This window comes from Roseomonas genomospecies 6 (assembly GCF_008365375.1).
Taxonomy (GTDB): Bacteria; Pseudomonadota; Alphaproteobacteria; order Azospirillales; family Azospirillaceae; genus Azospirillum.
The window spans coordinates 165445-188319 of sequence record NZ_QOKW01000001.1 but is presented as its reverse complement, the minus strand read 5'-3'; the positions used below and the strand labels follow the sequence as shown (position 1 = coordinate 188319).

Sequence of the window (22875 nt, the reverse complement as noted above, 5' to 3'; positions counted from 1 at the left end):
GGGGCACGCCGGAAAAAGCGTTCCCCTGGGAGCCCCGCCGTGCTTGATTGGCGCCATGCGTTTGAGATCCTTGGCAATTCCCCTTTGCGCCCTGCTGGCGGTGGCCGGCGGCTGCGCCGCGGTGGCCGGCAATGACGGGCCGTCCGCCTCCTCCATTCCGGTCGCGCTGACCCCGGATCGCCCCGCCCCGGCGGAGGTCGGTGCCCTGCGGTTCCGCGGTGCGCTGCATCTGCCCGACGGGGCCGGTGTCGGGGGCTTGTCCGGCCTCTGGGTCAGCGACTCGGGCGACCGCTTCGTCGCCGTCGCCGACAACGGCAAGAGCGTGACGGGACGGCTGACCTATGACGCGCAAGGGCAACTGGCCGGCGCGGGGGACTACGCCGTCCGCCCCCTTCCCATCGACAAGGACCCGGATTACCGGGGACGGCGCAACGACTCGGAAGACCTCGCCCGCCTGCCCGACGGCGGCTGGCTGGTCCCGTTCGAGCGCAACCACCGCATCCTGCGCTATGGCGGCACCAACCGGCCGGAGGGAACGCCGCAGCGGCTTCCCACTCCGCCGGGGTTGGAGAACGCCTCGTCAAACGGCGGAGTCGAGGCGCTGGCCGTGCTGCCGGACGGGCGCATCCTGGCCATCGAGGAGGGAGACGACGACGGCGTGCGGGAACGCCGCGTCTGGATCGCTTCCGCCGACCTGAAGACCCGTGCCGATTGGCAGCCCCTGACCTATCGGTCGGCGCCGCGCTTCCGCCCCACGGCGGCGGCGGCCCTACCGGACGGCGGCGTTCTGGTGCTGGAACGGCGGGTGACGCTGTTGGGCGGCTGGGGTGCGCGCATCGTTCATGTGCCGGCGGAGTCTCTGCGCGGCGGCGCCACGATGGACGGTGTCGAACTGGCGCGGCTGGAACCGCCGCTGCGGGTCGACAATTTCGAGGGAATGGCGGTGCGTCCCGGGGCGGACGGTGACACGCTGGTCTACATCGTTTCCGACGACAACCGCAGCCCGCTCCAGCGGACCTATCTGATGATGTTCGCGATTCCGGCCGGGGCGCTGAAGGCGACCGTCGCGGGGCGCTGACCGGACGCGCGCCCCGCGGTAGGAAGACGGCCGGAAGAAGGCGGCCAGAAGAAGGCGGTCAGAAATTGCTGCCGTACATCCCGCCCTGACTGGGCATCTCCGTCGTACCGGCGGGACCGCCGGTGTTCGCCATCGGGTCGCGGTGATGATGGACGCGCGCGATGCTGGGGGCGAGGTCCTGAAGCTCGATGAAGTTGTCGGCCTGACGGCGCAGCTCGTCCGCGACCATCGGCGGCTGGGAGCGCACGGTGCTTATGACGCTGACGCGCACGCCCTTGCGCTGCACCGCCTCCACCAGCCGGCGGAAGTCGCCGTCGCCGGAGAACAGCAGGATGTGGTCCACCCGCTCCGCCATCTCCATCACGTCGATGGCCAGCTCTATGTCCATGTTGCCCTTGATCTTGCGCCGGCCCGAGGCGTCCGTGAACTCCTTGGTCGGCTTGGTCACCATGGTGTAACCGTTGTAGTCCAGCCAGTCGACCAGCGGACGGATCGGCGAATATTCCTGATCCTCGACCAGCGCGGTGTAATAGAAGGCGCGCACCAGCCGTCCTTCGGAGGCGAAACCGTCGCGAAGACGCTTGTAGTCGATATCGAAGCCCAGCGACCGGGCGGCTGCGTACAAATTGGCGCCGTCGATGAACATCGCCAGCCGCTCTTCCTTGTAAAACAGCTTTGTAACATCTTTGGGCAAAGTCGTATTCCGATCCAACTCCGTAATCCTTCCACGATGGATTGAATTATATGTCAGGCATACGCGAAATTGCGATTCACCAGATAAGTAAAGTAGGGATTCATCTACGCGCGAGCAAGGGGGAGCGCAGGTGCCGGGCGGCCGCGGGCGGGGTAAGGCGGGCGCGTCCGGCCCAGGCTCGAAGCGCTTGCGCAGGCGCGAACGCATCAATATATTCGGTTGCCTTCGTAGATCCCGGAGTTGGTTTGGTATGGCCCGCGTAACCGTCGAAGATTGCGTCCTCAAGGTTCCGAACCGGTTTGAACTGGTGATGATGGCGGCCCAGCGCGCGCGTGAGATCGCGTCCGGTGCCCCGCTGTCGATCGACCGCGACAACGACAAGAATCCCGTCGTTGCCCTGCGCGAGATCGCCGATGAGACGGTGCTGCTGGAGCATCTGAAGAACGCCCTGATCAAGGGCCACCAGAAGCATGTCGAACCGGACGAGCCGGAAGAGGAGATCGTCGAGCTGATGGCCGGCGAGCACGACTGGGCCGCCCGCGGCGACACGTCGCTGGAGGACGAGGACGGGATGAGCGAGGCGGAGGAGGTCGGCGAAGGCGACGACCTGCTGTCCGACATGGAGAGCGACCCGGCCGCTGCCTTCGGCATGACCGAAGACGACGTCGTCGGTCGCGATGCCGACGGGGATCTCTGACGCTGACCTTCCGCGACCGGGGTCGGGGTCGGGGGCCGGCAGGCCCCCTTTCCGTCTACGAAACAACCGTTTTCGAAACTTCATGGCGCACGCTGCGCCGGGTCGGGTGGCATGATCCGGCAATATGAGCTTGTCGAGCGCGTCAAGGCGTACGACCCCTCGGCGGACGAGGAGTTGCTCAACCGCGCCTACGTCTTTTCCATGAAGGCGCACGGCTCGCAGACGCGCGCCTCGGGCGATCCCTATTTCCTCCACCCGCTGGAAGTCGCCGGCATCCTGACCCAGCTCAAGTTGGACGCCGGGACCATCGCGACGGCGCTGCTTCACGACACGGTCGAAGACACGGTCGCGACGCTGGAGGACATCGAAAAACATTTCGGCAAGGAGATCGCCCGGCTGGTCGACGGCGTGACCAAGCTGTCGCGCCTGGAACTGCACAGCGAGCAGGCCAAGCAGGCCGAGAATTTCCGCAAGCTGGTGCTGGCCATGTCGGAGGACATCCGCGTCCTTCTGGTCAAGCTGGCCGACCGGCTGCACAACATGCGCACGCTGTTCCACCTGAAGAATCCGGACAAGCGCAAGCGCATCGCCCGCGAAACGATCGAGATCTACGCGCCGCTCGCCGAACGCATCGGCATGCATCAGGTCAAGGACGAGCTGGAGGATCTCTCCTTCGCGGAGCTGAATCCGGACGCCCGCGACAGCATCCTGGCCCAGCTTTCCCGCCTGCGTTCCGAAGGGGAGAACCGCGTCCAGCGGATCATCCAGGAACTGCGCAGCACGCTGGCGGAGGAGGGGCTTCCCGACGCCGCGGTCACCGGGCGCGAGAAGACCGCCTATTCGATCTGGCGCAAGCTCCAGCGCAAGAACGTCAGCTTCGAGCAGCTCTCCGACATCATGGCCTTCCGGATCATGGTGGAGACGGTGCCCGAATGCTATCAGGCGCTGGGCGTGATCCATGCCCATTACCCGGTCGTGCCGGGGCGCTTCAAGGACTACATCTCGACCCCCAAGCCCAACGGCTACCGGTCGCTGCACACCGGCGTCATCGGCCCGGAGCGCAACCGGATCGAGGTGCAGATCCGCACCCGCGACATGCACGAGATCTGCGAACTCGGCGTCGCCGCCCACTGGGCCTACAAGCAGGGGGAACAGCGAACCCAGCAGGGGCGCGAGTACCGCTGGCTGCGCGAGCTTCTGGACATCCTGGAACACGCCCAGAAGCCCGAGGAGTTCCTGGAGCACACCAAGCTGGAGCTGTTCCAGGATCAGGTGTTCTGCTTCACGCCGAAGGGCGACCTGATCGCGCTGCCGCGCGGGGCGACTCCGGTGGACTTCGCCTACGCCGTCCATTCGGAGGTCGGCGACCATTGCGTCGGCGCCAAGATCAACGGGCGGATGCTGCCGCTGCGCACGCAGCTCCAGAACGGCGATCAGGTCGACATCATCACCTCGAAAGCCCAGTCCCCGGTACCGGGCTGGGAGCGCTTCGTCGTCACCGGCAAGGCGCGGGCGCGCATCCGCAAGTTCCTGCGCACGCAGCAGCGCACCCAATACATCGAACTGGGCCGCGCCATCCTGCAGCGCCAGTTCAAGTCGGAAGGTTACGAGTTCTCCGAAAAGGCGCTGGAAGGCGTCATCAAGATCTTCCAGCAGCCGAGCGCCGACGACCTGCTGGCCAGCGTCGGCTCCGGCCTGCATTCGGGCCGCGAGGTCTTCCACGCCGTCTTCCCCGGCCATAAGCCGCAGGTGGCGACTCCGAAGGAAGGCGACGACAAGAACCTCATCACGGTGCCGAAGCCCAAGCCGAAGGCGAAGGGCAACAACGCGCCGCTGCCGATCCGCGGCCTGATCCCCGGCATGGCGGTCCATTACGCCCGTTGCTGCCACCCGCTGCCGGGCGACCGCATCGTCGGCATCGTCACCACCGGCAAGGGCGTGACCATCCACACCATCGACTGCGAGACGCTGGAGAGCTTCCACGAGTCGCCGGAACGCTGGATCGACGTCGCCTGGGACATCGGGCCGGACAGCCCGGAGGAGCATGTCGGGCGCATTTCGCTGGTGGTCAACAACGAGCCGGGATCGCTCGGCACGCTGTCCACGGTCATCGGCAAGAACGGCGGCAACATCACGAACCTGAAGATCACCAGCCGCAACACCGACTTCTTCGAGCTGCTGATCGACATCGACGTGAAGGACGCCAAGCATCTGACCAACATCATGGCGGCCCTGCGCGCCACCCCCGCCATCAACGCGGTGGAGCGGGCGCGGGGGCGGTGACGCCCGCTGGGAGAGCGAGGGAAGCATGTCCACCCCCACCATCTTCAGCCGCCTGATCGCCGGGGAACTGCCCTGTGCCAAGGTCTATGAGGACTCTCAGACCTTCGCCTTCATGGACGCCGGGCAGGTCAACCCCGGCCATGTGCTGGTCGCGTTGAAGCGCCCGGCGCCGACCATCCTGGACGTGACGGAGGACGAGGCGGCGGCCCTGTTCCGCACCGTCCACAAGGTCGCCCGCGCCGTCCAGGCGGCCTTCTCGCCGGAGGGAATCACGCTGCTCCAGGCCAACAAGCCGGCGGGCTGGCAGACCGTTCCGCACATCCACATCCATGTGGTGCCGCGCTACGAGAAGGATGGCGCCGATCTCGTCTGGCCGCGCCACAACCCGCCCATCGAGGAGTTGAAGGCGCTCGCCGCGCGGATCGCCGCGCATCACGTCGTCGAATGACGGCGTGACGCGACGCCGCACCGCCGCTATATAGCAGGGATCGCCGGTGCCCGCCGGAAGCGTGATGCGGGACCGGCGCGACACCGGAGTTTCGAGCCTATGCCCCGTCCTTTGCGCCTTGGCGTGAACATCGACCATGTGGCGACCGTCCGCAACGCGCGGGGCGGGCGTCACCCCGATCCCGTGCGCGCGGCGAAGCTCGCCGCCGAGGCCGGGGCCGACGGCATCACCGCTCACCTGCGCGAAGACCGCCGCCACATCGTCGATTCCGACATCGACCGGCTGATGGCGGAGATCCGGCTGCCGCTGAATCTGGAAATGGCGGCGACGGACGAGATGCTGGGAATCGCGCTGCGCCACAAGCCGCACGCCTGCTGCCTCGTCCCGGAAAAGCGGACGGAGGTCACCACCGAAGGCGGGCTGGACGTCACCGGACAGATGGAAAATCTGAAGCGCTTCGTGGGCGGCCTCGGCGCGGCGGGCATCCGCGTCTCCCTGTTCATCGATCCGGACCCTGTGCAGCTCGACGCGGCGAAGGCGCTGGGCGCTCCTGTGGTGGAACTGCACACCGGCGCCTATTGCGACGCGCCCGCCGGGGCGGAGCGCGCGGCGGAGCTGGAGCGGATCGTCCGGGCGGCTGCCCACGCCGAGGCCATCGGCCTGGAATGCCACGCCGGCCATGGGCTGAATTACGAGACGGTCGGAGCGGTCGCCGCGATCCCGACCATCGTGGAGCTGAACATCGGCCATTTCCTGATCGGTGAGGCGATCTTCGTCGGGCTGGGCAACACGATCCAGCGCATGCGCGCCGTGATGAAGGACGCCCGCGCCGCTGTTGAAGATCGTGGGGCTGGGGGCGCTTCATGATCCTCGGCATCGGGAACGACCTGATCGACATCCGCCGCATCGAACAGTCGCTGGACCGTTTCGGGGACCGCTTCATCGCCCGCGTCTTCACCGACGTGGAGCGCGCCAAGTCGGAACGCCGCGCCGGGGCCGCCGGAAAGCACAGCGCGCGGGCCGCCACCTACGCCAAGCGCTTCGCCGCCAAGGAGGCCTGCTCCAAGGCGCTGGGCACCGGCTTCCGCGACGGCGTGTTCTGGCGCGACATGGGGGTGGTGAACCTGCCCTCCGGCCAGCCGACCATGCGCCTGACCGGCGGGGCTCTGGACCGGCTGAAGGCCATCACCCCGGCGGGCATGCAGGCGCGCATCCATGTGACGCTGACCGACGAGTATCCGATGGCCGAAGCCTTCGTCATCATCAGCGCCGAACCTGCCGATACCTCCATCACCAGCTCCACGGCTTCCCCCGCATGACCATGAACAAAGAGACCGCCTTGACCGGCAAAACCAAAGAGACAGGCGGCTTTGCCGAGACGGTGAAGACGGTCTTCTACGCGGTCATCATCGCCTTCGGCGTGCGGACCTTCGCGTTCGAGCCCTTCAACATCCCGTCCGGGTCGATGATCCCGACGCTGCTGATCGGCGATTATCTGTTCGTGTCCAAGTTCTCCTACGGATACAGCAAATACACGGTCGGTTTCGGCCTGCCGCTGTTCGAGGGCCGCATCCTGGGCCACACGCCGGAACGCGGCGACGTCGCCGTCTTCAAGCTGCCGCGCGACAACAAGACCGACTACATCAAGCGCGTGGTCGGCCTGCCGGGCGACACCATCCAGGTGACCGGCGGCGTCCTGCACATCAACGGCCAGCCGGTCAAGCGCGAGCGGATCGAGGATTACGTGTCCCGCGACGCGCTGGGCCGCGAGGTGCGCATCGCTCAGTATGTCGAAACGCTTCCGGGCGGGCGCAGCCACCGCATCATCGAGGAGACGGACAACGGTCCGCTCGACAACACCCCCGCTTTCAAGGTGCCGGCCAACCACCTGTTCATGATGGGCGACAACCGCGACAACTCGCTGGACAGCCGCGTCCCGTCGCAGGTGGGTTATGTCCCGATGGAAAATCTGGTCGGACGCGCCGAATTCCTGTTCTTCTCGCTGGAGGACGGAACGCGCTTCTTCGAGGTGTGGCGCTGGCCGGTTGACCTGCGGTTCAGCCGCCTGTTCAGCGCGGTGAAGTGAGCCTTGTAAAGCCTATTGGGGCGCGGAGAGTTTATTGTGAGCGCTGAAGAACGGGGGACCCCCATGGCGTCCGATTCGGACGTGAGCGCCGATTCCGCCGACCTCGCGGAACTGGCCGCGGCGATCGGCCATCGCTTTTCCGATCCGCAGCGGTTGGCCGACGCGGTGACCCATCCCAGCCTGATGGGGCTGGAGCGCAACGCCCGCGGCGGGCGGCCCGAGCAGGGGCCGGGGCTGGCCTACGAGCGGCTGGAGTTCCTGGGTGACCGGGTGCTCGGCCTCGTCGTCGCGGAATGGCTGCTGGAACGCTTTCCCGACGAGCGCGAAGGCGCTCTCGCCAAGCGGCACGTCTCGCTGGTCCGGCGGGAAGCGCTGAGCCGAGTCGCGGACACGCTCCGGCTGGGGCGCTACCTGCGCCTGTCTCCGTCGGAAGCGCAGGGCGGCGGTCGCAACAACCGCACCATCCTGGCCGACGCCTGCGAGGCGGTGATCGGGGCGCTCTACCTGGACGGCGGGATGGACAAGGCGCGGGCCTTCATCCGCTCCGGCTGGGCCGGGCTGATCGACCGGGCGGAACCGCCGCCGCTGGATTCCAAGACGGCGTTGCAGGAATGGGCGCAGGGCAACGGGCGGCCCCTTCCCACCTATGAACTGATCGAACAGAGCGGCCCGGCGCACGAGCCGGAGTTCCGCATCGCGGTCCGGCTGAAGGGCATGGAGCCGGTGACGGCCACCGGCCCGTCCAAGCGGGTCGCCGAACGGAAAGCGGCCAGCGCCTTGCTGCGCCAATTGGGAGTGCAGGTCGATGACTGACGGCCGCGACAAGATCGAAGACGAAGAGTTCGAAGCGATGGAAGACGGTACGGAAGACGGCCCGGAAGACGGTGTGGAGGAGGGCGGCTACGTTCCCGAGAACCCCCGCTGCGGCTTCGTCGCCCTGGTCGGTGCGCCGAACGCCGGAAAATCCACCCTGCTGAACGCGATGGTCGGCTCCAAGGTGTCGATCGTCAGTTCCAAGGTGCAGACGACCCGCACGCGCGTCCTGGGCATCACCATCGCCGGCGACAGCCAGATCATCTTCGTGGACACCCCCGGCATCTTCAAGCCGAAGCGCCGGCTGGACCGCGCCATGGTGGCGGCGGCCTGGCAGGGGGCGGAGGACGCGGATCTGGTCGGCCTGCTGTTCGACGTGTCGCGCCGCGGCATCGACGAGGACACGCGCCGCATCATCGCCCGCCTGAAGGAGCAGGGGCGCAAGGCCATCCTGATCCTGAACAAGATCGACCTCGTGCCGCGGGAAAAGCTGCTGGGCCTTGCCGACAGCTTCAACCAGGAAGGCATCTTCTCCGACATCTTCATGCTGTCCGCCTCCACCGGCGACGGGGTGGAGCATCTGCGCGGCTTCCTGGCCGCCCGCATGCCGGAAGGCCCCTGGCACTATCCGGAGGACCAGATCTCCGACATGCCGATGCGACTCCTGGCGGCGGAGATCACCCGCGAGAAGCTGTTCCAGCAGCTTCACCAGGAACTCCCCTACGCCGCGACGGTCGAGACGGAGCAGTGGGAGGAGTTCGAGAACGGGTCGGTCAAGATCTCCCAGGTCGTGTTCGTCCAGCGCGACAGCCAGAAGGCCATCGTGCTCGGCAAGCAGGGCAGCCGCATCAAGGCGCTGGGGCAGGCCGCCCGGACGGAATTGGAAGAGATGCTGGAACGCCGCGTCCATTTGCTGCTGTTCGTGAAGGTGCGCGAGGACTGGGAAAACGATCCGGAGCGCTACGAGGCCTGGAACCTCGACTTCGGCGCGTCCTAAAGCGCCGGTCAGGGTATAGGCGTGGGCATGCGGTCTCCCATATAGAAGGGCGATCGTTCCTTCCACTGACCGGCTGACCGTGCGCGTTCCCATCATCAACGACCTGTACGACGCCGGCTCGCGCCTGTTGGGGCGGGCCGGCGATCTCGTTTCCGGTGGCATCCTGGAACAGGACGTCCGTCTCGGCGTCACCGGGCTGCGGCGGGCCGGCAAGACCGTCTTCGTCACCTCGCTGGTGGACAACCTGCTGAAGGCCGGACGGCTGCCCTTCCTGGACGTCGTGTCCTCCGGGCGCTTCCAGGCGTCGCGCCTGCGTCCCCAGCCCGACGCCCAGGTCCCCCGATTCGAGGTGGAGCAGCGGCTGGCCGAGCTGACCGGTCCGGCGCCACATTGGCCGACGGAAACGCGGGGCATCAGCCAGCTCCGCCTGTCCATGCGCTACCGCCCGAACGCGGTGCTGAAGCGCACGGTGCAGCCGGTCGCCACGCTGAATCTCGACATCGTGGACTATCCCGGCGAATGGCTGCTCGACCTGCCGCTGCTCCACCAGTCCTTCGCGGAATGGAGCGCGCTGACCCTGGAACTGGCCGGGCGGGCGCCGCGCGACGAATTGTCCGTGTCCTGGCGCGGCTGGCTCGCCACCATCGACACGGCGGCCCCGGCGGAGGAGGAGCAGGCGCGGCGCGGGGCGGCACTGTTCACCGATTATCTGCACGCCTGCCGCCGCTCCGACAATCTGCTGAGCCTGATCCAGCCGGGCCGCTTCGTCGAGCCGGGCGACATGGCGAACGCGCCGCTGCTGACCTTCTGCCCGCTGCCGGGGGAGCGCCCGCGCGTCCGCGGCAGCCTGTGGGCGCTGATGGAGGACCGGTACGAAGCGTACAAGTCCAAAGTCGTCCGCCGTTTCTTTGCCGAGCATTTCGCCCGGCTCGACCGCCAGATCGTCCTGATCGACGTGCTGGGGGCGCTGAACTCCGGCCCGGCGGGCATGGCGGACATGAAGCGCGCCCTGGAATTGAGCCTGGAGCCCTTCCGCCACGGGTCCAGCAGTTGGCTGGACTGGCTGCTGGGCCGGAAGATCGACCGCGTGCTGTTCGCCGCGACCAAGGCCGACCATGTGGCCTCGCACCAGCACAACAGCCTGCGCCATCTGCTGGACCGGCTGGTCTCCGACGCCCGCGCCGGCATCCGGTTCGAAGGGGCGCAGGTGGAGACCATGGCCATCGCCGCCCTGAAGTCCACGGAAACGGTGGTCACCGAGCATGAGGGGCGACAACTGCGCTGCGTGCGCGGCGTTCCTCTCGGGCGCGACCGCCCGACCGTGCTGTTCCCCGGCGAGATTCCGGAGGATGCCGACTTCCCGCCGGGGCAAGAGCGGCCTTACAACTTCATGGCCTTCCAGCCGCCCGCCGACCTCGCCCGCGAGGCGCGCGGCCTGCCACACATCCGGCTGGATCAGGCCATGCAGTTCCTGCTGGGGGATTATCTGGAATGAGCGAGCGCACGCGCGACCGCCAGTGGGTCCCGCCGATGGAGTTGGACCCCGCCCGCGCCGCCCCCGTCCCCGCGGCGGAGGAGGAGGCGATCATCGCCGGCCCCCTGGCGGGTTCGGCGGCGGAGCGCCTGCCCGCCCTGCTGGCGGAGGACCGTCCGAGACGCCGTTGGGGGCGCTGGCTTGCCGGGTCGGTCGCGGCCCTGGTGCTGATCGCGCTGGGCTTCGACACCTGGGACCTGTTCAGCCGCGCCTTCGCCACCAGCGCCGCGCTGGGCGTTCTGGTGGCCGCCGCCGTGACGGTGGCGGGCGGGGCGGCTCTGGCGATGCTTCTGCGCGAGTTCCGCGCGCTGCGCCGCCTGCGCAAGATCGAGGAGTTGCGCGGCGAGGCCGGGCGCCTGTCCGCGGAGATCGTGACGGAGGCCGGGGAGCCGGGCCACGCCGAGCGCTTCGCCGGATCGCTGACCCGCCTCTATGACGGGCGCGCCGATCTGGCGCCCGCGCTGGAGCGGGTGCGCGACCATGTGACCGACGCCCACGACGACGCCGAAATCCTGCGGCTTCTGGACCGCGAAGTGATGGCGCCGCTCGACCGGCGTGCCTACCAGACCGTCCTGCGCGCGTCGCGCGACACGGCGGTGGCGACGGCGCTCAGCCCGGCGGCGGTCGTGGACCTCGCCGTCGTGCTGTGGCGGAACCTGAAGCTGGTGCGGGAGATCGCGGCGCTCTACGGGGCGCGGCCCGGCTATGTGGGATCGCTGCGGCTGCTGCGGCGGATGCTCGCCAACCTCGCGGTGGCCGGGGTGGCGGAGAGCGCCCACCATGTGGCGGTGGAGGCGCTGGGCGGCTCCATCGCCGCAGCCATCTCCACCCGCATGGGGCAGGGCGTCATCAACGGTCTGCTGACCGCGCGGATCGGGCTGACGGCCATGCATCTGTGCCGCCCCATCGCCTTCGGTCCGGACAACCGCCCCAGCATGGGCCAGATCCGCAAGGAGCTGCTGTCCCTGCCGAAGCAGGTGCTTTAGCCGCTCACACCTTCGGGAAGGGCCGACCGTGCCGGGGATGGGCGCGGTCGTGGATCAGGGCGCGGTCACGGATCATCGGCCAGACGATGCGGCGCAGGAACCGGTGGTCCCTCAGCCGGTCCGTCTCGGCGGCGGCGTGGCGCTCGGCAAGGGGCAGCAGGTCGGGGAGCAGCCCGGCGACGCCGCCCCAATGGCCGCCCGCCATCACCTCCGTGTGCAGCACCCCATCGCGCATGACGTGGAAGGGCAGGCCGGAGGCGATCCAGGCATCGACCGCCGCCTTCCCGTCCGCGGTCGGCGGACCGTCCCAGTCGCGGCAGAGGAAGCGCAGCACCTCCGGATCGTCCGCGGCGGCCAGGCGCCAGTAGGGACCGCCCGCCGACACGTCGCCCCCAACCGCCACGAGGGCCGCCCCGGCTGCCGCCAGTTCGGCCAGCCGCTCCGCCGGGACGGAAGCATCGTGATGCACCCGGAGAACCCAACCCGGATAGAGCGCCGCCGTCTGCCGAAGCACGTCCGCCAGATCCTGGGCACCGGTCGGCAGGCCGCTCCACAGGCTGAAGGCAATGACGTTGCGGTGACGCCGCCCGGCTTCGCGCGGTTGGCCGGGCAGCGGAGGCAGCGCCGGAGCGGTCTCCACCGCCGTGCGGTCCTTCAGGTCCAACGCCTGCTCGCCCCAGAAGGCCGCCTCCGTCTCGCGCCCCAAAAGGGCCAGAGCGACGACCAGCCGGTCGATGGCGTCGAGATGCCGGGGGTCCAGCCGGGCGGCCTGTTCCAGCGCGCGGACGGACTCCGCCAGCCGATCCACCACACCCAGCGCGACGCCCAGATTGAAGGCGGCGGACGGAAAGTCCGGCGTGATGGCCAGCGCGTTGCGGTAGGCGGCGGTGGAATCCTCCCGCAGCCCCATCGCGAACAGGGCGTTTCCGTACAGAAAGGCGATGTCGGCATCCAACGGCAGCAGTTCCGCCGCACGGGCCAGAGGGGGGAGGGATTCGACGCCGCGCCCCTGTTCCACAAGGATGCGACCCTGCTCGTGAAGCAAGGCCCCCAGCCGTTCGACCGCAATGGCGAGGGTGGGCGTGGAGGCGACGGCGCGCTCCAGGGCGGCGATGGCCCCGTCCGACTTGCCCAGACCGCGCAGCGCGTTCGCCATGTCGGTCCAGGCTTCCGCGAAATCGGGCTGCAACGCCACGGCGCGGCGATAGTCCGCCACCGCCGCCGACGGATCGCCGGCGGACCGGCGGATGTTGCCGCTGTTGGCGTGCATGTCCGCCGCCTCGGGCCGCTGGGCGATGGCGCGGGCGATCAACTGCAGGCCCAACGCCTGCTCCCCCACCTGCCCGGCGAGAACTCCCAGGAAATGCAGCGCGTCCGGCTGGTCCGGTTCCACATCCAGGATGCGGTGGTAGAGCTGCTGGGCCTCGGCCAGACGGCCGGCCAGATGGTGGTCAAGGGCGAGCGTCAACGCTTCCGCGATCGTAGCCATGCGCACAGGCTTAAGCACACCGGCGTCTCTCCGCAAGCGCCGCGGCTGTGAGAAGGGTGGGGATCGGCACCGACGGTCCTTCGATGCGAACCTTTGGTGCCGGAATCAGCCTATGAGGTTTCGTCCTTTGGCATAGCCGGAAAAAGGGTGAACAAACCCTTTACAATGCACGAGAGCGGCTGCAGTATGACTGCGGGATTGTCCAGTCATCGGTGTAATGTCATGAACGTGGCCACAGCCACCGCAGCGGCCGTGAAGCCGTTGACCGTCATGACGGCCCGCAACAGCGACGCTGTTGAGCCAGGGGCCGGCACCGGGACTTCGTCCGCAAAGGACCCGGCCACCGCGCAGACCGACCCTCTCTCCGGACGCTACACCAAGACCGCTTACCGCTTCGACGCGGAAGCCTCGCGGCTGGTGCTTCTGTTCCGCAATCCGGAGGACGGGGCGACCCTCGACCAGATTCCGACCGAAGCGGCGTTGCGGCAGTACCGCGAGGCGCAGAAGGACCGGAAGAGCGGCAAGGCATCGCTGGAACTGGTGGTTGGCGGTTCGGACGGGCAGGACCAGCAGAAGGGCGCCGGCCAGAGCGGCGCTCATCCGGGAGCCGCCGCCACGCATCGCGGAACGTCGGGCCAGACGGGGACCGTGACGGGCCGCACCGGCGTGTCCCAAGGCTCTTCCGCGCCTCCCCCTTCGGTGGTAGTCTCGACCCCGATGACGACCCGGGCCGCACCCGCCGCCTCGCCGGGCGCCGCGTCGGGGGCCGGGATCAACATGGTCATCTGATCCGCGCGCACAGCGGTCCGATTTCTGAAGGCATTCTCCGATGGCCCTCGATATTTCCTCCTCGACTCTCGGTGCCGCGATCGGGCTGCGGCAGGCGCAGGGGCAGGTCGATTTCGGCGTGAAAGCGCTCAGCCAAACCGCGCAGCAGCAGGATCAGGCCGTCGCCACGCTGCTTCAGGGCGGTTCCATCGGGTCCTCGCCCGGCGGCAACGTCACGGCCACCCGCGGGCAGAATCTCAACATCGTCGTGTAAGCCGCCGATCCGTTCGGTCGGCCGCGGCGGCGCAAGCCGTGTGGCAAGCATAAAAAAAGCCCCTCTCGGTTGAGAGGGGCTTTGTGCGTTCCGACGGTCCGCTTACTTCAGCTCGTCGAAGGACTCGATGATGTGGCTGACGATCCCGTATTCGCGGGCTTCATCGGCCAGCATCCAATAGTTCCGGTCGGTGTCCTTGGCCACCTTCTCGACCGACTGGCCGGTCTCGCGCGCGATGATGCGGTTCAGGCGCTCGCGCATGCGGATGATTTCCTTCGCCTCGATGGCGATGTCCGTCGCCCGCCCGCCGGTGCCGCCCAGCGGCTGGTGGATCAGGAAACGGGTGTTCGGAAGGCAGAAACGGTCTTCCTTCTTCGCGGCCAGGAAGATGTGGCAGCCGGCGCTGGCGACCCAGCCGGTGCCCAGCATCTTCACGCGCGGCTTCACGAAGCGGATCATGTCGTGGATGGTGTCGCCCGCCTCGACGTGGCCGCCGGGGGAGTTCACCACGACGGTGATGTCGTCGTCGCTCTCATGGGCCAGCGCCAGCAGTTGAGCCGATACGGCCTGGGCCAGTTTCATGTCGATCTGGCCGAAGATCAGCACGGTGCGCGCCTTGAACAGGTTCGTCTGCACGGCAGCGAACGGCGGCGGGGCGCTTTCCTTCGACTTCTCGTCCGGCTCCTGCTCGGGTTCGTCGTCGAAGCGGGTGTATCCGTCTTGCGCCATCGTTTTTGAACTCCCTGACGTCGGCGTGTCTACCGGGGGGCTTTTGGCTTGCGGGGCTTGGGATGTCGGATGGGGACCGAACCACGCCACTCGGTTCTCCACATAGCCCGTATCGGTTCCATGTTCAACGGGCCGCGACGCCAAAACCCTCCCCGAGCCTTCATAGCGACGCTCTGGCTAACCGCAAAGGCGTGGCTGGGCGCTTGCGTACCCTCGTGGAGGAGCGGCACACTGGACCCGGCACAATCGGGAGGTGGTCCATGGAGGGGCGCGGCGTCTCGGTCATCATTCCGGCCTACCGGGCGCAGGACACCGTCGCCCGCGCCGTGTCCAGCCTTCTGGCGCAGAGCTTTCCCCATTGGGAGGCGGTGGTGGTCAGCGACGACGGCGCCGATTACCGCGCGGTTCTGGAGGCCCAGGGCATCGCCGATCCGCGCCTGACCTTCACCGGAACGGGCCGCGTCGGCTCCGGCGCTCCGGCGGCGCGGAACGCCGGGCTGCGGGCGGCGCGCATGCCGCTGATCGCCCCGCTCGACGCCGACGACCGGTTCGAGCCCGACCGGCTGGCCCGGCTCGCCCCGCTGGCGGCGGAGCAGGGGGCGGCGGCGGACAATGTGGCGGTGGTGCGCGACGGCGACGGGTCTCCGCTTTCCACCCTCTTCCCGCCCGGCGCCGGAGTCGCCGTGCTGGACGCCGCGGCCTTTTTGGAAACCTCCATCCCGATGTTCTTCGTGGTCCGCCGCGATGCCGTTCCGGGATGGGAGGAGTGTGTCGATTTCTGCGACGACGTGGTCTTCAACGTCCAGGTCCTGGACCGGGTGGGGCGCCTGCCGCTGGTGCTGGAGCCGCTCTACGAATACCGGCAGCGCGAGGGATCGATCACCTGTTCCGCCGACAGCGGGACCCGGGCGGACCATTGTTACCGTCATGTGCTGGGGCGGCTGGCCGGCGACGGGCTGAGGATCGCCGACGACTCGCTGCGGCTCCGCTTCGCCGCGGCCCTGGAGGCCAAGCGCGCCCTGAACGCCGCCTACATGGCCGCGCACGCGGCCGGGCGCTGCACCAATTTTCAGGAGTTCCTGGCCTTGCGGGAAAACTCCCTGGCCGGATAGCCGCCGATCACGCTCAGATGCGTCACCACCGCGCCGTCCGGGCGGAACAGGTGCAGGGCGAGCGCAGAGGGTTCCTCCGTCCAGCGGTAGGGCGGCTCCGGCGCCAGATCCAGCGCGATCTGATAGGCGATGGAGGGAGCGACATAGCCGTGCGCACCGTTCCAGGCGACCGCCGTCTGGCGGTGGGTGTGGCCGCACAGGACGGCCTTTACGTTCGGATTGCTGCGCACCAGCCGTCCCAGTTCCTCCGCCCCCTCCCGGCAGCGCAGCGTGTCCAGGAAGGCCAACCCGGTGTCGAAGGGCGGGTGGTGCAACGCCAGAACCGTGGGCCGTCCCGGCTGCTCGGCCAGACGCTCCGCCAGCCAGGACAGACGGTCGGCGCACAGGCCGCCCACCGCCTGTCCGGGAACCACCGAGTCGAGCACCAGGATGCGGACCGGGAACTCCTCCACCGCGTAATGGATGAAGGCGCCCTCCGTGGGCATCCAGCCGGTTCCGGAGAAGCAGCGGCGCAGCTCTTCACGGTCGTCGTGGTTTCCCGCCACCACGCGGAAGGGAACGGCGAGCGGCTCCAGCAGGGCGGACAGCGCCTCGTACTCGCCGGGCTTCGGCCCGTTGACGAGGTCGCCAGTGATGAGCAGGAGGTCGGGGCGCGGAGTCATCGCGTTCAGATGAGCCACGGCGGCGGCCAGCCGGGCGTTCGTGTCGTAATCGGTCGCGGGGGCGGTGCCGGGGGCCGTCACATGCAGGTCGGACATCTGGGCGATCAGCATCGGGTGGGCGATCAGCATCGGGCACCCCTTTGGGAACGAGGGTCGGCGGGCCAAGGATTGTCACATCGCCGATTTTCCCGACTTCTTCAAGATTCCAAGCGGTGCAAAACTTCCTTTACGCTTCTGTGACAGCCTGGATTCACCCGCAGAACCATACCCTTGCCACCAATGCATCGGATCAGGGAATGAGCGCGTCCACCTCCTGCCTGCTCGCACGGCTGACGGCGTCCGGGAAGTTCTGGCTGAAGCGCGCCCGCATCGAATCCTCCGATCTGGGGGACGGCATGCCGCATCCCGGCGCGGATGGCACGCTGCTCGCCGATCTTCGCATCGAAGGCGATCGGATTCGCGCGGTTCTACCTGCGGGTGAGGCGCCTTGCTGCGCGCCGGGCCTTTGCCTGGACGGCGGGCCGGTTCGCCCGCGCGGCGCCTGCCGTGGCGTGGCCGCTGGGCAACCCGCTGATTTGACTGTGTTTCTTCCCGATGGCCTTCGGCTGGACATTGAAAAGGGGCGGGTGATGCCGCCCGATCCGCCGCCCTCCGGCGCCTGATTTCGTGCAACCGTCTCGACTCCGGAACTGAACTGAACGATATAGTTCAGTTTACCGACCGACGATTGAGGCGGGCCGGTTGACACGAAACGCCCCGCGCGCGCCTCCTGCGCGCCGACGGGCCTGTGCGGGTTTCCGTATCCATGCGCCACACGCTTCGCATCGTCGCCCTTCTGGTCCTGGTCGCTCTCGGCGGCGGCGCCTATTGGTACTTCGTCAAGCAGGGCGGAACCATCAACACGCTGCTCGCCGGCAAGGTTCCGGCCCCCGGCGGAGCCTCCGCCGCCGGCCCGGCGGCGGGCGGACCGCCGGGCGGTGCGCCGCCGATGCCGGTGGAAGCCTCGCCGGTCAAGACCGGCACCGTGTCGCGTCAGGTCACCGCGGTCGGCTCGCTGCTGTCGAGCGAATCGGTGGTGATCCGGCCCGAGGTGGCCGGCAAGGTGTCGGAGATCGCCTTCCAGGAAGGGCAGGCGGTGAAGAAGGGATCGGTGCTGATCCGCCTGGACGACTCCATCGCCCGCGCCACGCTGGCCCAGGCGCAGGCGAGCATCGCCTTCTCCCGCGCCGAACTGTCCCGTGCGGAGGAGCTGTACCGCCAGCGCACCGGCCCGGCCCGCAACCGCGAGCAGGCGCTCGCCAAGCTCCAGGCCGACGAGGCGGCGGTGCAGCTCGCCAAGGCGCAGTTGGAGAAGCTGACCCTGACGGCCCCCTTCGACGGCGTTCTGGGCCTGCGCAAGGTGTCGATCGGCGACGTGGTGGCCGCCGGCAAGGACATCGTGAACCTGGAGGCCATCGACACCCTGAAGCTCGATTTCCGGGTGCCGGAGCTGTATCTGCCGACCGTCCGCACCGGGCAGACCCTGAAGGTCGCCGTGGACTCCTTCGGCGGGCGGACCTTCGACGGCACGGTCTACGCCATCGATCCGCTGGTGGACGTGAACGGGCGCGCGGTGGTGATCCGCGCCCGCGTGCCCAACAGCGACGGCACGCTGCGCCCCGGCCTGTTCGCGCGCGTGACCCTGACGCTGGACCAGACCCCGAACGCCGTTCTGGTGCCGGAACAGGCGGTCAGCGCCTTCGGCAATCGCCAGTTCGTCTTCAAGGTGGTCGAGGGCAAGGCGGTTCAGACCACCGTCACTCTGGGCGAGCGCCGCAACGCCGAGGTGGAGATCACCGCGGGCCTTCAGCCCGGCGACGTGGTGGTGACCGCCGGACAGTTGAAGATCCGCGACGGTGCCCCGGTGACGGTCATCAACAACAAGCCGGCGGGGAGCTGAACACATGGTCCTCTCCGACATCTCCATCCGCCGGCCCGTCCTGGCGACGGTGATGAGCCTCGCGATCATGCTGATCGGCATCGTGTCGTACCAGCGCCTGTCGGTGCGCGAGTACCCGAAGATCGACGAGCCCGTGGTCACGGTGGAAACCACCTACAAGGGCGCGTCCGCCGAGATCATCGAAAGCCAGGTCACCCAGATTCTGGAGGACTCGCTGTCGGGCATCGAGGGCATCGACGTGATGTCCTCCATCAGCCGCGCGGAGAAGAGCCAGATCACCCTGCGCTTCCGGCTGGACCGCAACGTGGACACGGCGGCCAGCGACGTGCGCGACCGCGTGGGCCGCGTGCGCGCCCAGCTTCCCAACGAGATCGACGAGCCGGTCATCGCGAAGGTGGAGGCCGACGCGCAGCCGATCATCTATCTGGCCTTCTCCTCCGACCGCCATTCGCCGCTGGACGTGACGGACTTCGCCGACCGCTACGTCAAGGACCGTCTGCAGAACCTGCCCGGCGTGGCCCAGGTGCGAATCTTCGGTGAGCGGCGCTTCGCCATGCGCCTGTGGCTGGACCCGCAGCGCATGGCCGCCTACCGCGTCACCCCGCAGGACGTGGAGAACGCGCTGCGCAAGCAGAACGTCGAAATCCCGGCGGGCCGCGTGGAAAGCAAGGCGCGGGAGTTCACCGTCGTCTCCGAAACCGACTTGCGCACGCCGGAGGAGTTCGACCGCATCATCCTGCGCGACGAGGGCGGCTATCTCGTCCGTCTGAAGGACGTGGGCCGGGCCGAACTGGGCGCGCGGGACGAGCGCGTCAGCGCCCGCTTCAACGGGCGCGGCGCCGTCGCCATCGGCGTGGTGAAACAGTCCACCGCCAACCCGCTCGACGTGTCCAAGGCGGTGAACGACGCGCTGCCGAAGATCCGCGGCGCCCTGCCGGAGGGCATGGGGGTGGATGTCGGCTACGACAGTTCCGTCTTCATCGCCAAGTCCATCGACGCGGTGTTCAGCACGATCTTCGAGGCCATCGTGCTGGTGGTCCTGGTCATCTTCGTGTTCCTGCGCAGCTTCCGCGCCACGCTGGTGCCGCTGGTGACCATCCCGGTGTCGCTGGTCGGCAGCTTCGCGCTGATGTACGCCTTCGGCTTCTCGGTCAACACACTGACACTACTGTCCATGGTGCTGGCCATCGGCCTCGTCGTGGACGACGCCATCGTGATGCTGGAGAACATCTACCGCCACATCGAGGAAGGCGTTCCACCCTTCCAGGCGGCCTTGCAGGGATCGCGGGAGATCGGCTTCGCGGTCATCGCGATGACCATCACCCTGGCCGCGGTCTACGCGCCCATCGGCTTCATGACCGGGCGCACGGGCCGCCTTTTCTCCGAATTCGCCCTGACGCTGGCGGGGGCGGTGATCGTGTCGGGATTCGTCGCCCTGACCCTGTCGCCGATGATGTGCTCCAAGCTGCTGAAGCACCAGACGAAGCACAACGCGCTCTACAACGCCATCGAACGGCTGCTGAACGGGCTGACCAACGGCTACCGGTCGCTGCTGCGCCTGTCGCTGAAGGCGCGTCCGCTGGTGCTGCTGGTCGGCGCGGTGGTGGCGGGGCTCAGCTACACGCTGTTCGCCGGGCTGAAGTCGGAGCTGGCGCCGGTGGAGGACCGCGGCACCATCGTCGGCATCGCCATCGCGCCGGAAGGCTCGACGCTCGACTACACGGAAAGCTACGCCAAGCGGATGGAGGACCTGTTCCGCCAGATCCCCATCGTCGAGAAGTTCTTCGTCGTGGTCGGCTTCCCCGTCGTGAACCAGGGCATCTCCTTCGTCCGCCTGATCGACTGGGACGAGCGCGACGTGAAGCAGCAGGCGATCACCGCCCAGCTCTTCCCCAAGATGTTCGGCATCCCCGGCATCCTGGCCTTCGTCACCAACCCGCCGTCGCTGGGCCAGAGCCCGGTGGACAAGCCGATCAATTTCGTCATCCAAAGCTCGCTGCCCTACAACGAGCTTCAGACGATGGTGGACCGGCTGATGGCGGAGGCGCGGAAGTTCCCCGGCCTGACCAACCTCGACACCGACCTGAAGCTGAACAAGCCGGAACTGCGCATCACCATCGACCGCGACAAGGCCGCGGATCTGGGCGTGGATGTGGAAACGGTGGGCCGTACGCTGGAAACGCTGCTGGGCGGGCGGCAGGTCACCCGCTTCAAGAAGGAAGGCAAGCAGTACGACGTGGTGGTGCAGGTGGGCGACGTGGACCGCCGCAACCCGGACGACATCGCCTCCATCTACGTCCGCGGCACCCCGACCGCGGCGGCGGAAGCCGGCGTCGCCACCAGCACCGGGGCGATGATCTCGCTCGCCAACCTCGTCCACATCGAGGAGCGGGTGGCGCCCAAGGAGCTGAACCACTTCAACAAGCTGCGCTCCGTCACCATCACCGCCACGCTGGCGCCGGGCACCTCGCTGGGCGAGGCGCTGGGCTATCTCCAGGAGGCGGCGAACCGGGTGCTTCCGCCCACCGCCCAGACCGACTATGCGGGGCAGAGCCGCGAATTCCGGGAATCGGCGACGGGGCTGTACTTCGTCTTCGTGCTGGCGCTGGCCTTCATCTATCTGGTGCTGGCCGCCCAATTCGAGAGCTTCATCGACCCCTTCGTCATCATGCTGACGGTGCCGCTGTCGATGACCGGCGCGCTGGCGGCCCTGCACTTCACGGGCGCGACGATGAACGTCTACAGCCAGATCGGTCTGGTGACGCTCGTCGGCCTTATCACCAAGCACGGCATCCTGATCGTGGAGTTCGCCAACCAGCTCCAGCGCGAGGGGGTGAACATCCGCAAGGCGGTGGAGGACGCCGCCGTGCTGCGCCTGCGCCCGATCCTGATGACGACGGGCGCCATGGTGCTGGGCGCCGTTCCGCTCGCCAACGCCCATGGGGCGGGCGCGGAGAGCCGTCAGGCCATCGGTGCGGTGATCGTCGGCGGCATGCTGCTGGGCACCTTCCTGACGCTGTTCGTCGTGCCGACGGTCTACAGCTACATCGCCAAGAAGAAGCCCCTTCCGACGGTGGATGACTCTGCCAGCCACCCCACGGGCGCGCACCCGCAGCCGGCGGAGTGACCGGCGGGGCGTGAAAAGCAACGTGATTGGAGGGTGGTTGCGTTGGGCCCCCTCCCTAACCCTCCCCCGCTAACGCAGGGGAGGGGACTGCCGCCGCTTCGCTGAGGGCACCCTCCCCTGCGAAAGCTCTCGCGCAAACCAAAGGTTTGCGCTGACGCGGCAGGCGGACCTTCGGTCCGCCGAGAGCGGGGAAGGGCCGGGGTGGGGGCAATGCGAGGGGCTGTTTCCTGTCAGGGGAGGGAGGGCGCCCCGTTTTCCTCCAGGGGCTCCACATCGACGCTGACGGACAAAGCATGGCCCGCAGCGCCCATCAGCACGCCGCGGGCGGGGCTGACGTCGTCGTAATCGCGGCCCCAGGCGATGGTGATGAAGTCCTGGTCGGCGCGGCGCGCGTTGGTCGGGCAGACATCCACCCAGCCGGTCTCGGCGCCGCACCAGACAGAGGCCCAGGCGTGGCTGACGTCGGCGCCGATCAGGCGCGGGCGGCCCGGCGGGGGCAGGGTGCGCAGATAGCCGGAGACGTAGCGGGCGGGCAGTCCCATCGCCCGCACGCAGCCCACCACGATGTGGGCGAAGTCCTGGCAGACGCCACGGCGGTGCCGCATCACCTCGGCCAGAGGGGTCGCGATCGTCGTGGCGGTGGGGTCGAAGATGAAATCCCGGTGGATGCGGTGCATCAGGTCCAGTGCCGCCTCCGCCGCCGGGCGGCCGGGCGTGAAGGATTGCGCGGCGTAGTCCTGGAGCGTCGGGCTGGCCGACACCAGCGTGCTGTCGAAGCGGTACTGGACCACCTCCGCCCCGTCCTCCGGCCCGGTCAGGCTGCCCAGCGAGTCCCGCACGCTCTCCCAGGACGGGGTGGCGGCGGCGTCGAGCGGCGGCGGGGGACCGACCTCCACCTCGCTCTCCGCCGTGATGTCCAATTGCCGGTGCGGCTCCTGCATCTCGACGTAGGTGACGGTGTTGCCGAAATAATCGGTGTGGGCGGCCTGCACCGCGGGGTTCGGCAGGATGGTCAGGGTGCTGTGGTGGACACGCTGGCGCGGGTGGGGGCGGGCCGTCAGGTGCAGAAGATGGTGCGACACCGACACGTCCTCGCCATAGTCGTAGCGGGTCGTGTGGCGCACGCGGAAACGCACGCCGAAACGGTCACGATTCACGG

At 68.3% G+C, this 22875-nt stretch carries 22 protein-coding genes; 17 read left to right on the top strand and 5 right to left on the bottom strand.

Annotation, left to right across the window (positions count from 1 at the left end; translation table 11 throughout):
* Positions 1 to 70 precede the first annotated feature (70 nt).
* Complete coding sequence (locus tag DS843_RS00835) at positions 71 to 1078, top strand: esterase-like activity of phytase family protein (RefSeq protein WP_286191865.1); 1008 nt, start codon at positions 71 to 73, stop codon at positions 1076 to 1078.
* Positions 1079 to 1136: 58 nt separating this feature from the next.
* Here the strand turns inward: DS843_RS00835 and DS843_RS00830 are convergent, their stop codons facing one another.
* Positions 1137 to 1724: a LabA-like NYN domain-containing protein gene (locus DS843_RS00830; protein ID WP_149467000.1), complete on the bottom strand. Its 588-nt coding sequence runs from the start codon at positions 1722 to 1724 to the stop codon at positions 1137 to 1139.
* Between the two features lie 298 nt (positions 1725 to 2022).
* Between DS843_RS00830 and rpoZ the strand changes: the two genes are divergently transcribed.
* From rpoZ to DS843_RS00780, 10 genes are all read left to right on the top strand, one after another.
* Positions 2023 to 2469, top strand: coding sequence for a DNA-directed RNA polymerase subunit omega (rpoZ, locus tag DS843_RS00825; protein ID WP_149466999.1), 447 nt, complete (start codon positions 2023 to 2025; stop codon positions 2467 to 2469).
* Between the two features lie 111 nt (positions 2470 to 2580).
* A complete protein-coding gene (locus DS843_RS00820) occupies positions 2581 to 4752 on the top strand; it encodes a RelA/SpoT family protein (RefSeq protein WP_149466998.1) in 2172 nt (723 codons plus the stop codon).
* A 25-nt stretch (positions 4753 to 4777) separates the two neighbouring features.
* Positions 4778 to 5200, top strand: a complete 423-nt coding sequence (locus DS843_RS00815) for an HIT family protein (protein WP_149466997.1) — start codon at positions 4778 to 4780, stop codon at positions 5198 to 5200.
* A gap of 99 nt (positions 5201 to 5299) precedes the next feature.
* A complete protein-coding gene (locus tag DS843_RS00810) occupies positions 5300 to 6067 on the top strand; it encodes a pyridoxine 5'-phosphate synthase (RefSeq protein WP_149466996.1) in 768 nt (255 codons plus the stop codon).
* Positions 6064 to 6519, top strand: a complete 456-nt coding sequence (gene acpS / locus DS843_RS00805) for a holo-ACP synthase (RefSeq protein WP_149466995.1) — start codon at positions 6064 to 6066, stop codon at positions 6517 to 6519. Before DS843_RS00810 ends, acpS begins: the two co-directional genes overlap by 4 nt.
* Positions 6516 to 7286: a signal peptidase I gene (gene lepB, locus DS843_RS00800; RefSeq protein ID WP_149466994.1), complete on the top strand. Its 771-nt coding sequence runs from the start codon at positions 6516 to 6518 to the stop codon at positions 7284 to 7286. The genes acpS and lepB overlap by 4 nt, the downstream gene beginning before the upstream one ends.
* A 63-nt stretch (positions 7287 to 7349) precedes the next feature.
* On the top strand, positions 7350 to 8099 hold the full coding sequence (gene rnc / locus DS843_RS00795; protein WP_149466993.1) for a ribonuclease III: 750 nt from the start codon (positions 7350 to 7352) through the stop codon (positions 8097 to 8099).
* A 37-nt stretch (positions 8100 to 8136) separates the two neighbouring features.
* Entirely contained in the window at positions 8137 to 9096 is a 960-nt protein-coding gene (gene era, locus DS843_RS00790) for a GTPase Era (RefSeq protein WP_475849031.1), read from the top strand.
* Between the two features lie 79 nt (positions 9097 to 9175).
* Positions 9176 to 10591 carry a YcjX family GTP-binding protein gene (locus DS843_RS00785; protein ID WP_149466991.1) on the top strand — a complete coding sequence of 472 codons (1416 nt, stop codon included), beginning with the start codon at positions 9176 to 9178 and terminating at the stop codon, positions 10589 to 10591.
* Positions 10588 to 11616, top strand: coding sequence for a YcjF family protein (locus DS843_RS00780; protein ID WP_149466990.1), 1029 nt, complete (start codon positions 10588 to 10590; stop codon positions 11614 to 11616). The genes DS843_RS00785 and DS843_RS00780 overlap by 4 nt, the downstream gene beginning before the upstream one ends.
* Before the next feature lie 4 nt (positions 11617 to 11620).
* Here DS843_RS00780 and DS843_RS00775 read toward each other — a convergent pair whose 3' ends face one another.
* Positions 11621 to 13105, bottom strand: coding sequence for a tetratricopeptide repeat protein (locus DS843_RS00775; protein ID WP_149466989.1), 1485 nt, complete (start codon positions 13103 to 13105; stop codon positions 11621 to 11623).
* A 222-nt stretch (positions 13106 to 13327) separates the two neighbouring features.
* On the opposite strand from DS843_RS00775, the gene DS843_RS00770 reads away from it, so the two are divergent.
* On the top strand, positions 13328 to 13894 hold the full coding sequence (locus tag DS843_RS00770; protein ID WP_149466988.1) for a hypothetical protein: 567 nt from the start codon (positions 13328 to 13330) through the stop codon (positions 13892 to 13894).
* A gap of 40 nt (positions 13895 to 13934) precedes the next feature.
* Positions 13935 to 14147, top strand: a complete 213-nt coding sequence (locus tag DS843_RS30985) for a hypothetical protein (protein ID WP_167525153.1) — start codon at positions 13935 to 13937, stop codon at positions 14145 to 14147.
* A gap of 102 nt (positions 14148 to 14249) precedes the next feature.
* On the opposite strand, the gene DS843_RS00760 is transcribed toward DS843_RS30985, so the two are convergent.
* The gene (locus tag DS843_RS00760; RefSeq protein ID WP_149466986.1) at positions 14250 to 14876 is read right to left on the bottom strand and encodes an ATP-dependent Clp protease proteolytic subunit; all 627 of its coding nucleotides are present in this window, start codon (positions 14874 to 14876) and stop codon (positions 14250 to 14252) included.
* Positions 14877 to 15136: 260 nt separating this feature from the next.
* Between DS843_RS00760 and DS843_RS00755 the strand changes: the two genes are divergently transcribed.
* A complete protein-coding gene (locus DS843_RS00755) occupies positions 15137 to 15988 on the top strand; it encodes a glycosyltransferase family 2 protein (protein WP_149466985.1) in 852 nt (283 codons plus the stop codon).
* Here the strand turns inward: DS843_RS00755 and DS843_RS00750 are convergent.
* Positions 15946 to 16779 carry a phosphodiesterase gene (locus tag DS843_RS00750; protein ID WP_286191864.1) on the bottom strand — a complete coding sequence of 278 codons (834 nt, stop codon included), beginning with the start codon at positions 16777 to 16779 and terminating at the stop codon, positions 15946 to 15948. The two genes, DS843_RS00755 and DS843_RS00750, sit on opposite strands and share 43 nt — an antisense overlap.
* A 167-nt stretch (positions 16780 to 16946) precedes the next feature.
* On the opposite strand from DS843_RS00750, the gene DS843_RS31515 reads away from it, so the two are divergent.
* From DS843_RS31515 to DS843_RS00735, 3 genes are all read left to right on the top strand, one after another.
* Positions 16947 to 17312 (top strand): hypothetical protein, encoded by a 366-nt coding sequence (locus DS843_RS31515; RefSeq protein WP_208852163.1) that lies wholly within the window; start codon positions 16947 to 16949, stop codon positions 17310 to 17312.
* A 143-nt stretch (positions 17313 to 17455) separates the two neighbouring features.
* Positions 17456 to 18589, top strand: a complete 1134-nt coding sequence (locus tag DS843_RS00740; RefSeq protein ID WP_149466984.1) for an efflux RND transporter periplasmic adaptor subunit — start codon at positions 17456 to 17458, stop codon at positions 18587 to 18589.
* Between the two features lie 4 nt (positions 18590 to 18593).
* A complete protein-coding gene (locus DS843_RS00735; RefSeq protein ID WP_149466983.1) occupies positions 18594 to 21716 on the top strand; it encodes an efflux RND transporter permease subunit in 3123 nt (1040 codons plus the stop codon).
* Between the two features lie 230 nt (positions 21717 to 21946).
* Here DS843_RS00735 and DS843_RS00730 read toward each other — a convergent pair whose 3' ends face one another.
* Positions 21947 to 22873, bottom strand: coding sequence for a transglutaminase family protein (locus DS843_RS00730; protein WP_286191863.1), 927 nt, complete (start codon positions 22871 to 22873; stop codon positions 21947 to 21949).
* Between the last annotated feature and the right edge of the window lie 2 nt (positions 22874 to 22875).

What these genes read in the sequence shown, in the direction of transcription:
- DS843_RS00830 (WP_149467000.1), bottom strand. Translation starts at nt 1,724, where the DNA reads ATGTTCATCGACGGCGCCAATTTGTACGCAGCCGCCCGGTCGCTGGGC.
- DS843_RS00815 (WP_149466997.1), top strand. Translation starts at nt 4,778, where the DNA reads ATGTCCACCCCCACCATCTTCAGCCGCCTGATCGCCGGGGAACTGCCC.
- DS843_RS00740 (WP_149466984.1), top strand. Translation starts at nt 17,456, where the DNA reads ATGCGCCACACGCTTCGCATCGTCGCCCTTCTGGTCCTGGTCGCTCTC.
- DS843_RS00755 (WP_149466985.1), top strand. Translation starts at nt 15,137, where the DNA reads ATGGAGGGGCGCGGCGTCTCGGTCATCATTCCGGCCTACCGGGCGCAG.
- DS843_RS00760 (WP_149466986.1), bottom strand. Translation starts at nt 14,876, where the DNA reads ATGGCGCAAGACGGATACACCCGCTTCGACGACGAACCCGAGCAGGAG.
- DS843_RS00770 (WP_149466988.1), top strand. Translation starts at nt 13,328, where the DNA reads ATGAACGTGGCCACAGCCACCGCAGCGGCCGTGAAGCCGTTGACCGTC.
- DS843_RS00780 (WP_149466990.1), top strand. Translation starts at nt 10,588, where the DNA reads ATGAGCGAGCGCACGCGCGACCGCCAGTGGGTCCCGCCGATGGAGTTG.
- rpoZ (WP_149466999.1), top strand. Translation starts at nt 2,023, where the DNA reads ATGGCCCGCGTAACCGTCGAAGATTGCGTCCTCAAGGTTCCGAACCGG.
- DS843_RS00735 (WP_149466983.1), top strand. Translation starts at nt 18,594, where the DNA reads ATGGTCCTCTCCGACATCTCCATCCGCCGGCCCGTCCTGGCGACGGTG.
- DS843_RS31515 (WP_208852163.1), top strand. Translation starts at nt 16,947, where the DNA reads ATGAGCGCGTCCACCTCCTGCCTGCTCGCACGGCTGACGGCGTCCGGG.
- era (WP_475849031.1), top strand. Translation starts at nt 8,137, where the DNA reads ATGGAAGACGGTACGGAAGACGGCCCGGAAGACGGTGTGGAGGAGGGC.
- lepB (WP_149466994.1), top strand. Translation starts at nt 6,516, where the DNA reads ATGACCATGAACAAAGAGACCGCCTTGACCGGCAAAACCAAAGAGACA.
- DS843_RS30985 (WP_167525153.1), top strand. Translation starts at nt 13,935, where the DNA reads ATGGCCCTCGATATTTCCTCCTCGACTCTCGGTGCCGCGATCGGGCTG.
- DS843_RS00810 (WP_149466996.1), top strand. Translation starts at nt 5,300, where the DNA reads ATGCCCCGTCCTTTGCGCCTTGGCGTGAACATCGACCATGTGGCGACC.
- DS843_RS00775 (WP_149466989.1), bottom strand. Translation starts at nt 13,105, where the DNA reads ATGGCTACGATCGCGGAAGCGTTGACGCTCGCCCTTGACCACCATCTG.
- acpS (WP_149466995.1), top strand. Translation starts at nt 6,064, where the DNA reads ATGATCCTCGGCATCGGGAACGACCTGATCGACATCCGCCGCATCGAA.
- DS843_RS00750 (WP_286191864.1), bottom strand. Translation starts at nt 16,779, where the DNA reads ATGCTGATCGCCCACCCGATGCTGATCGCCCAGATGTCCGACCTGCAT.
- rnc (WP_149466993.1), top strand. Translation starts at nt 7,350, where the DNA reads ATGGCGTCCGATTCGGACGTGAGCGCCGATTCCGCCGACCTCGCGGAA.
- DS843_RS00820 (WP_149466998.1), top strand. Translation starts at nt 2,581, where the DNA reads ATGATCCGGCAATATGAGCTTGTCGAGCGCGTCAAGGCGTACGACCCC.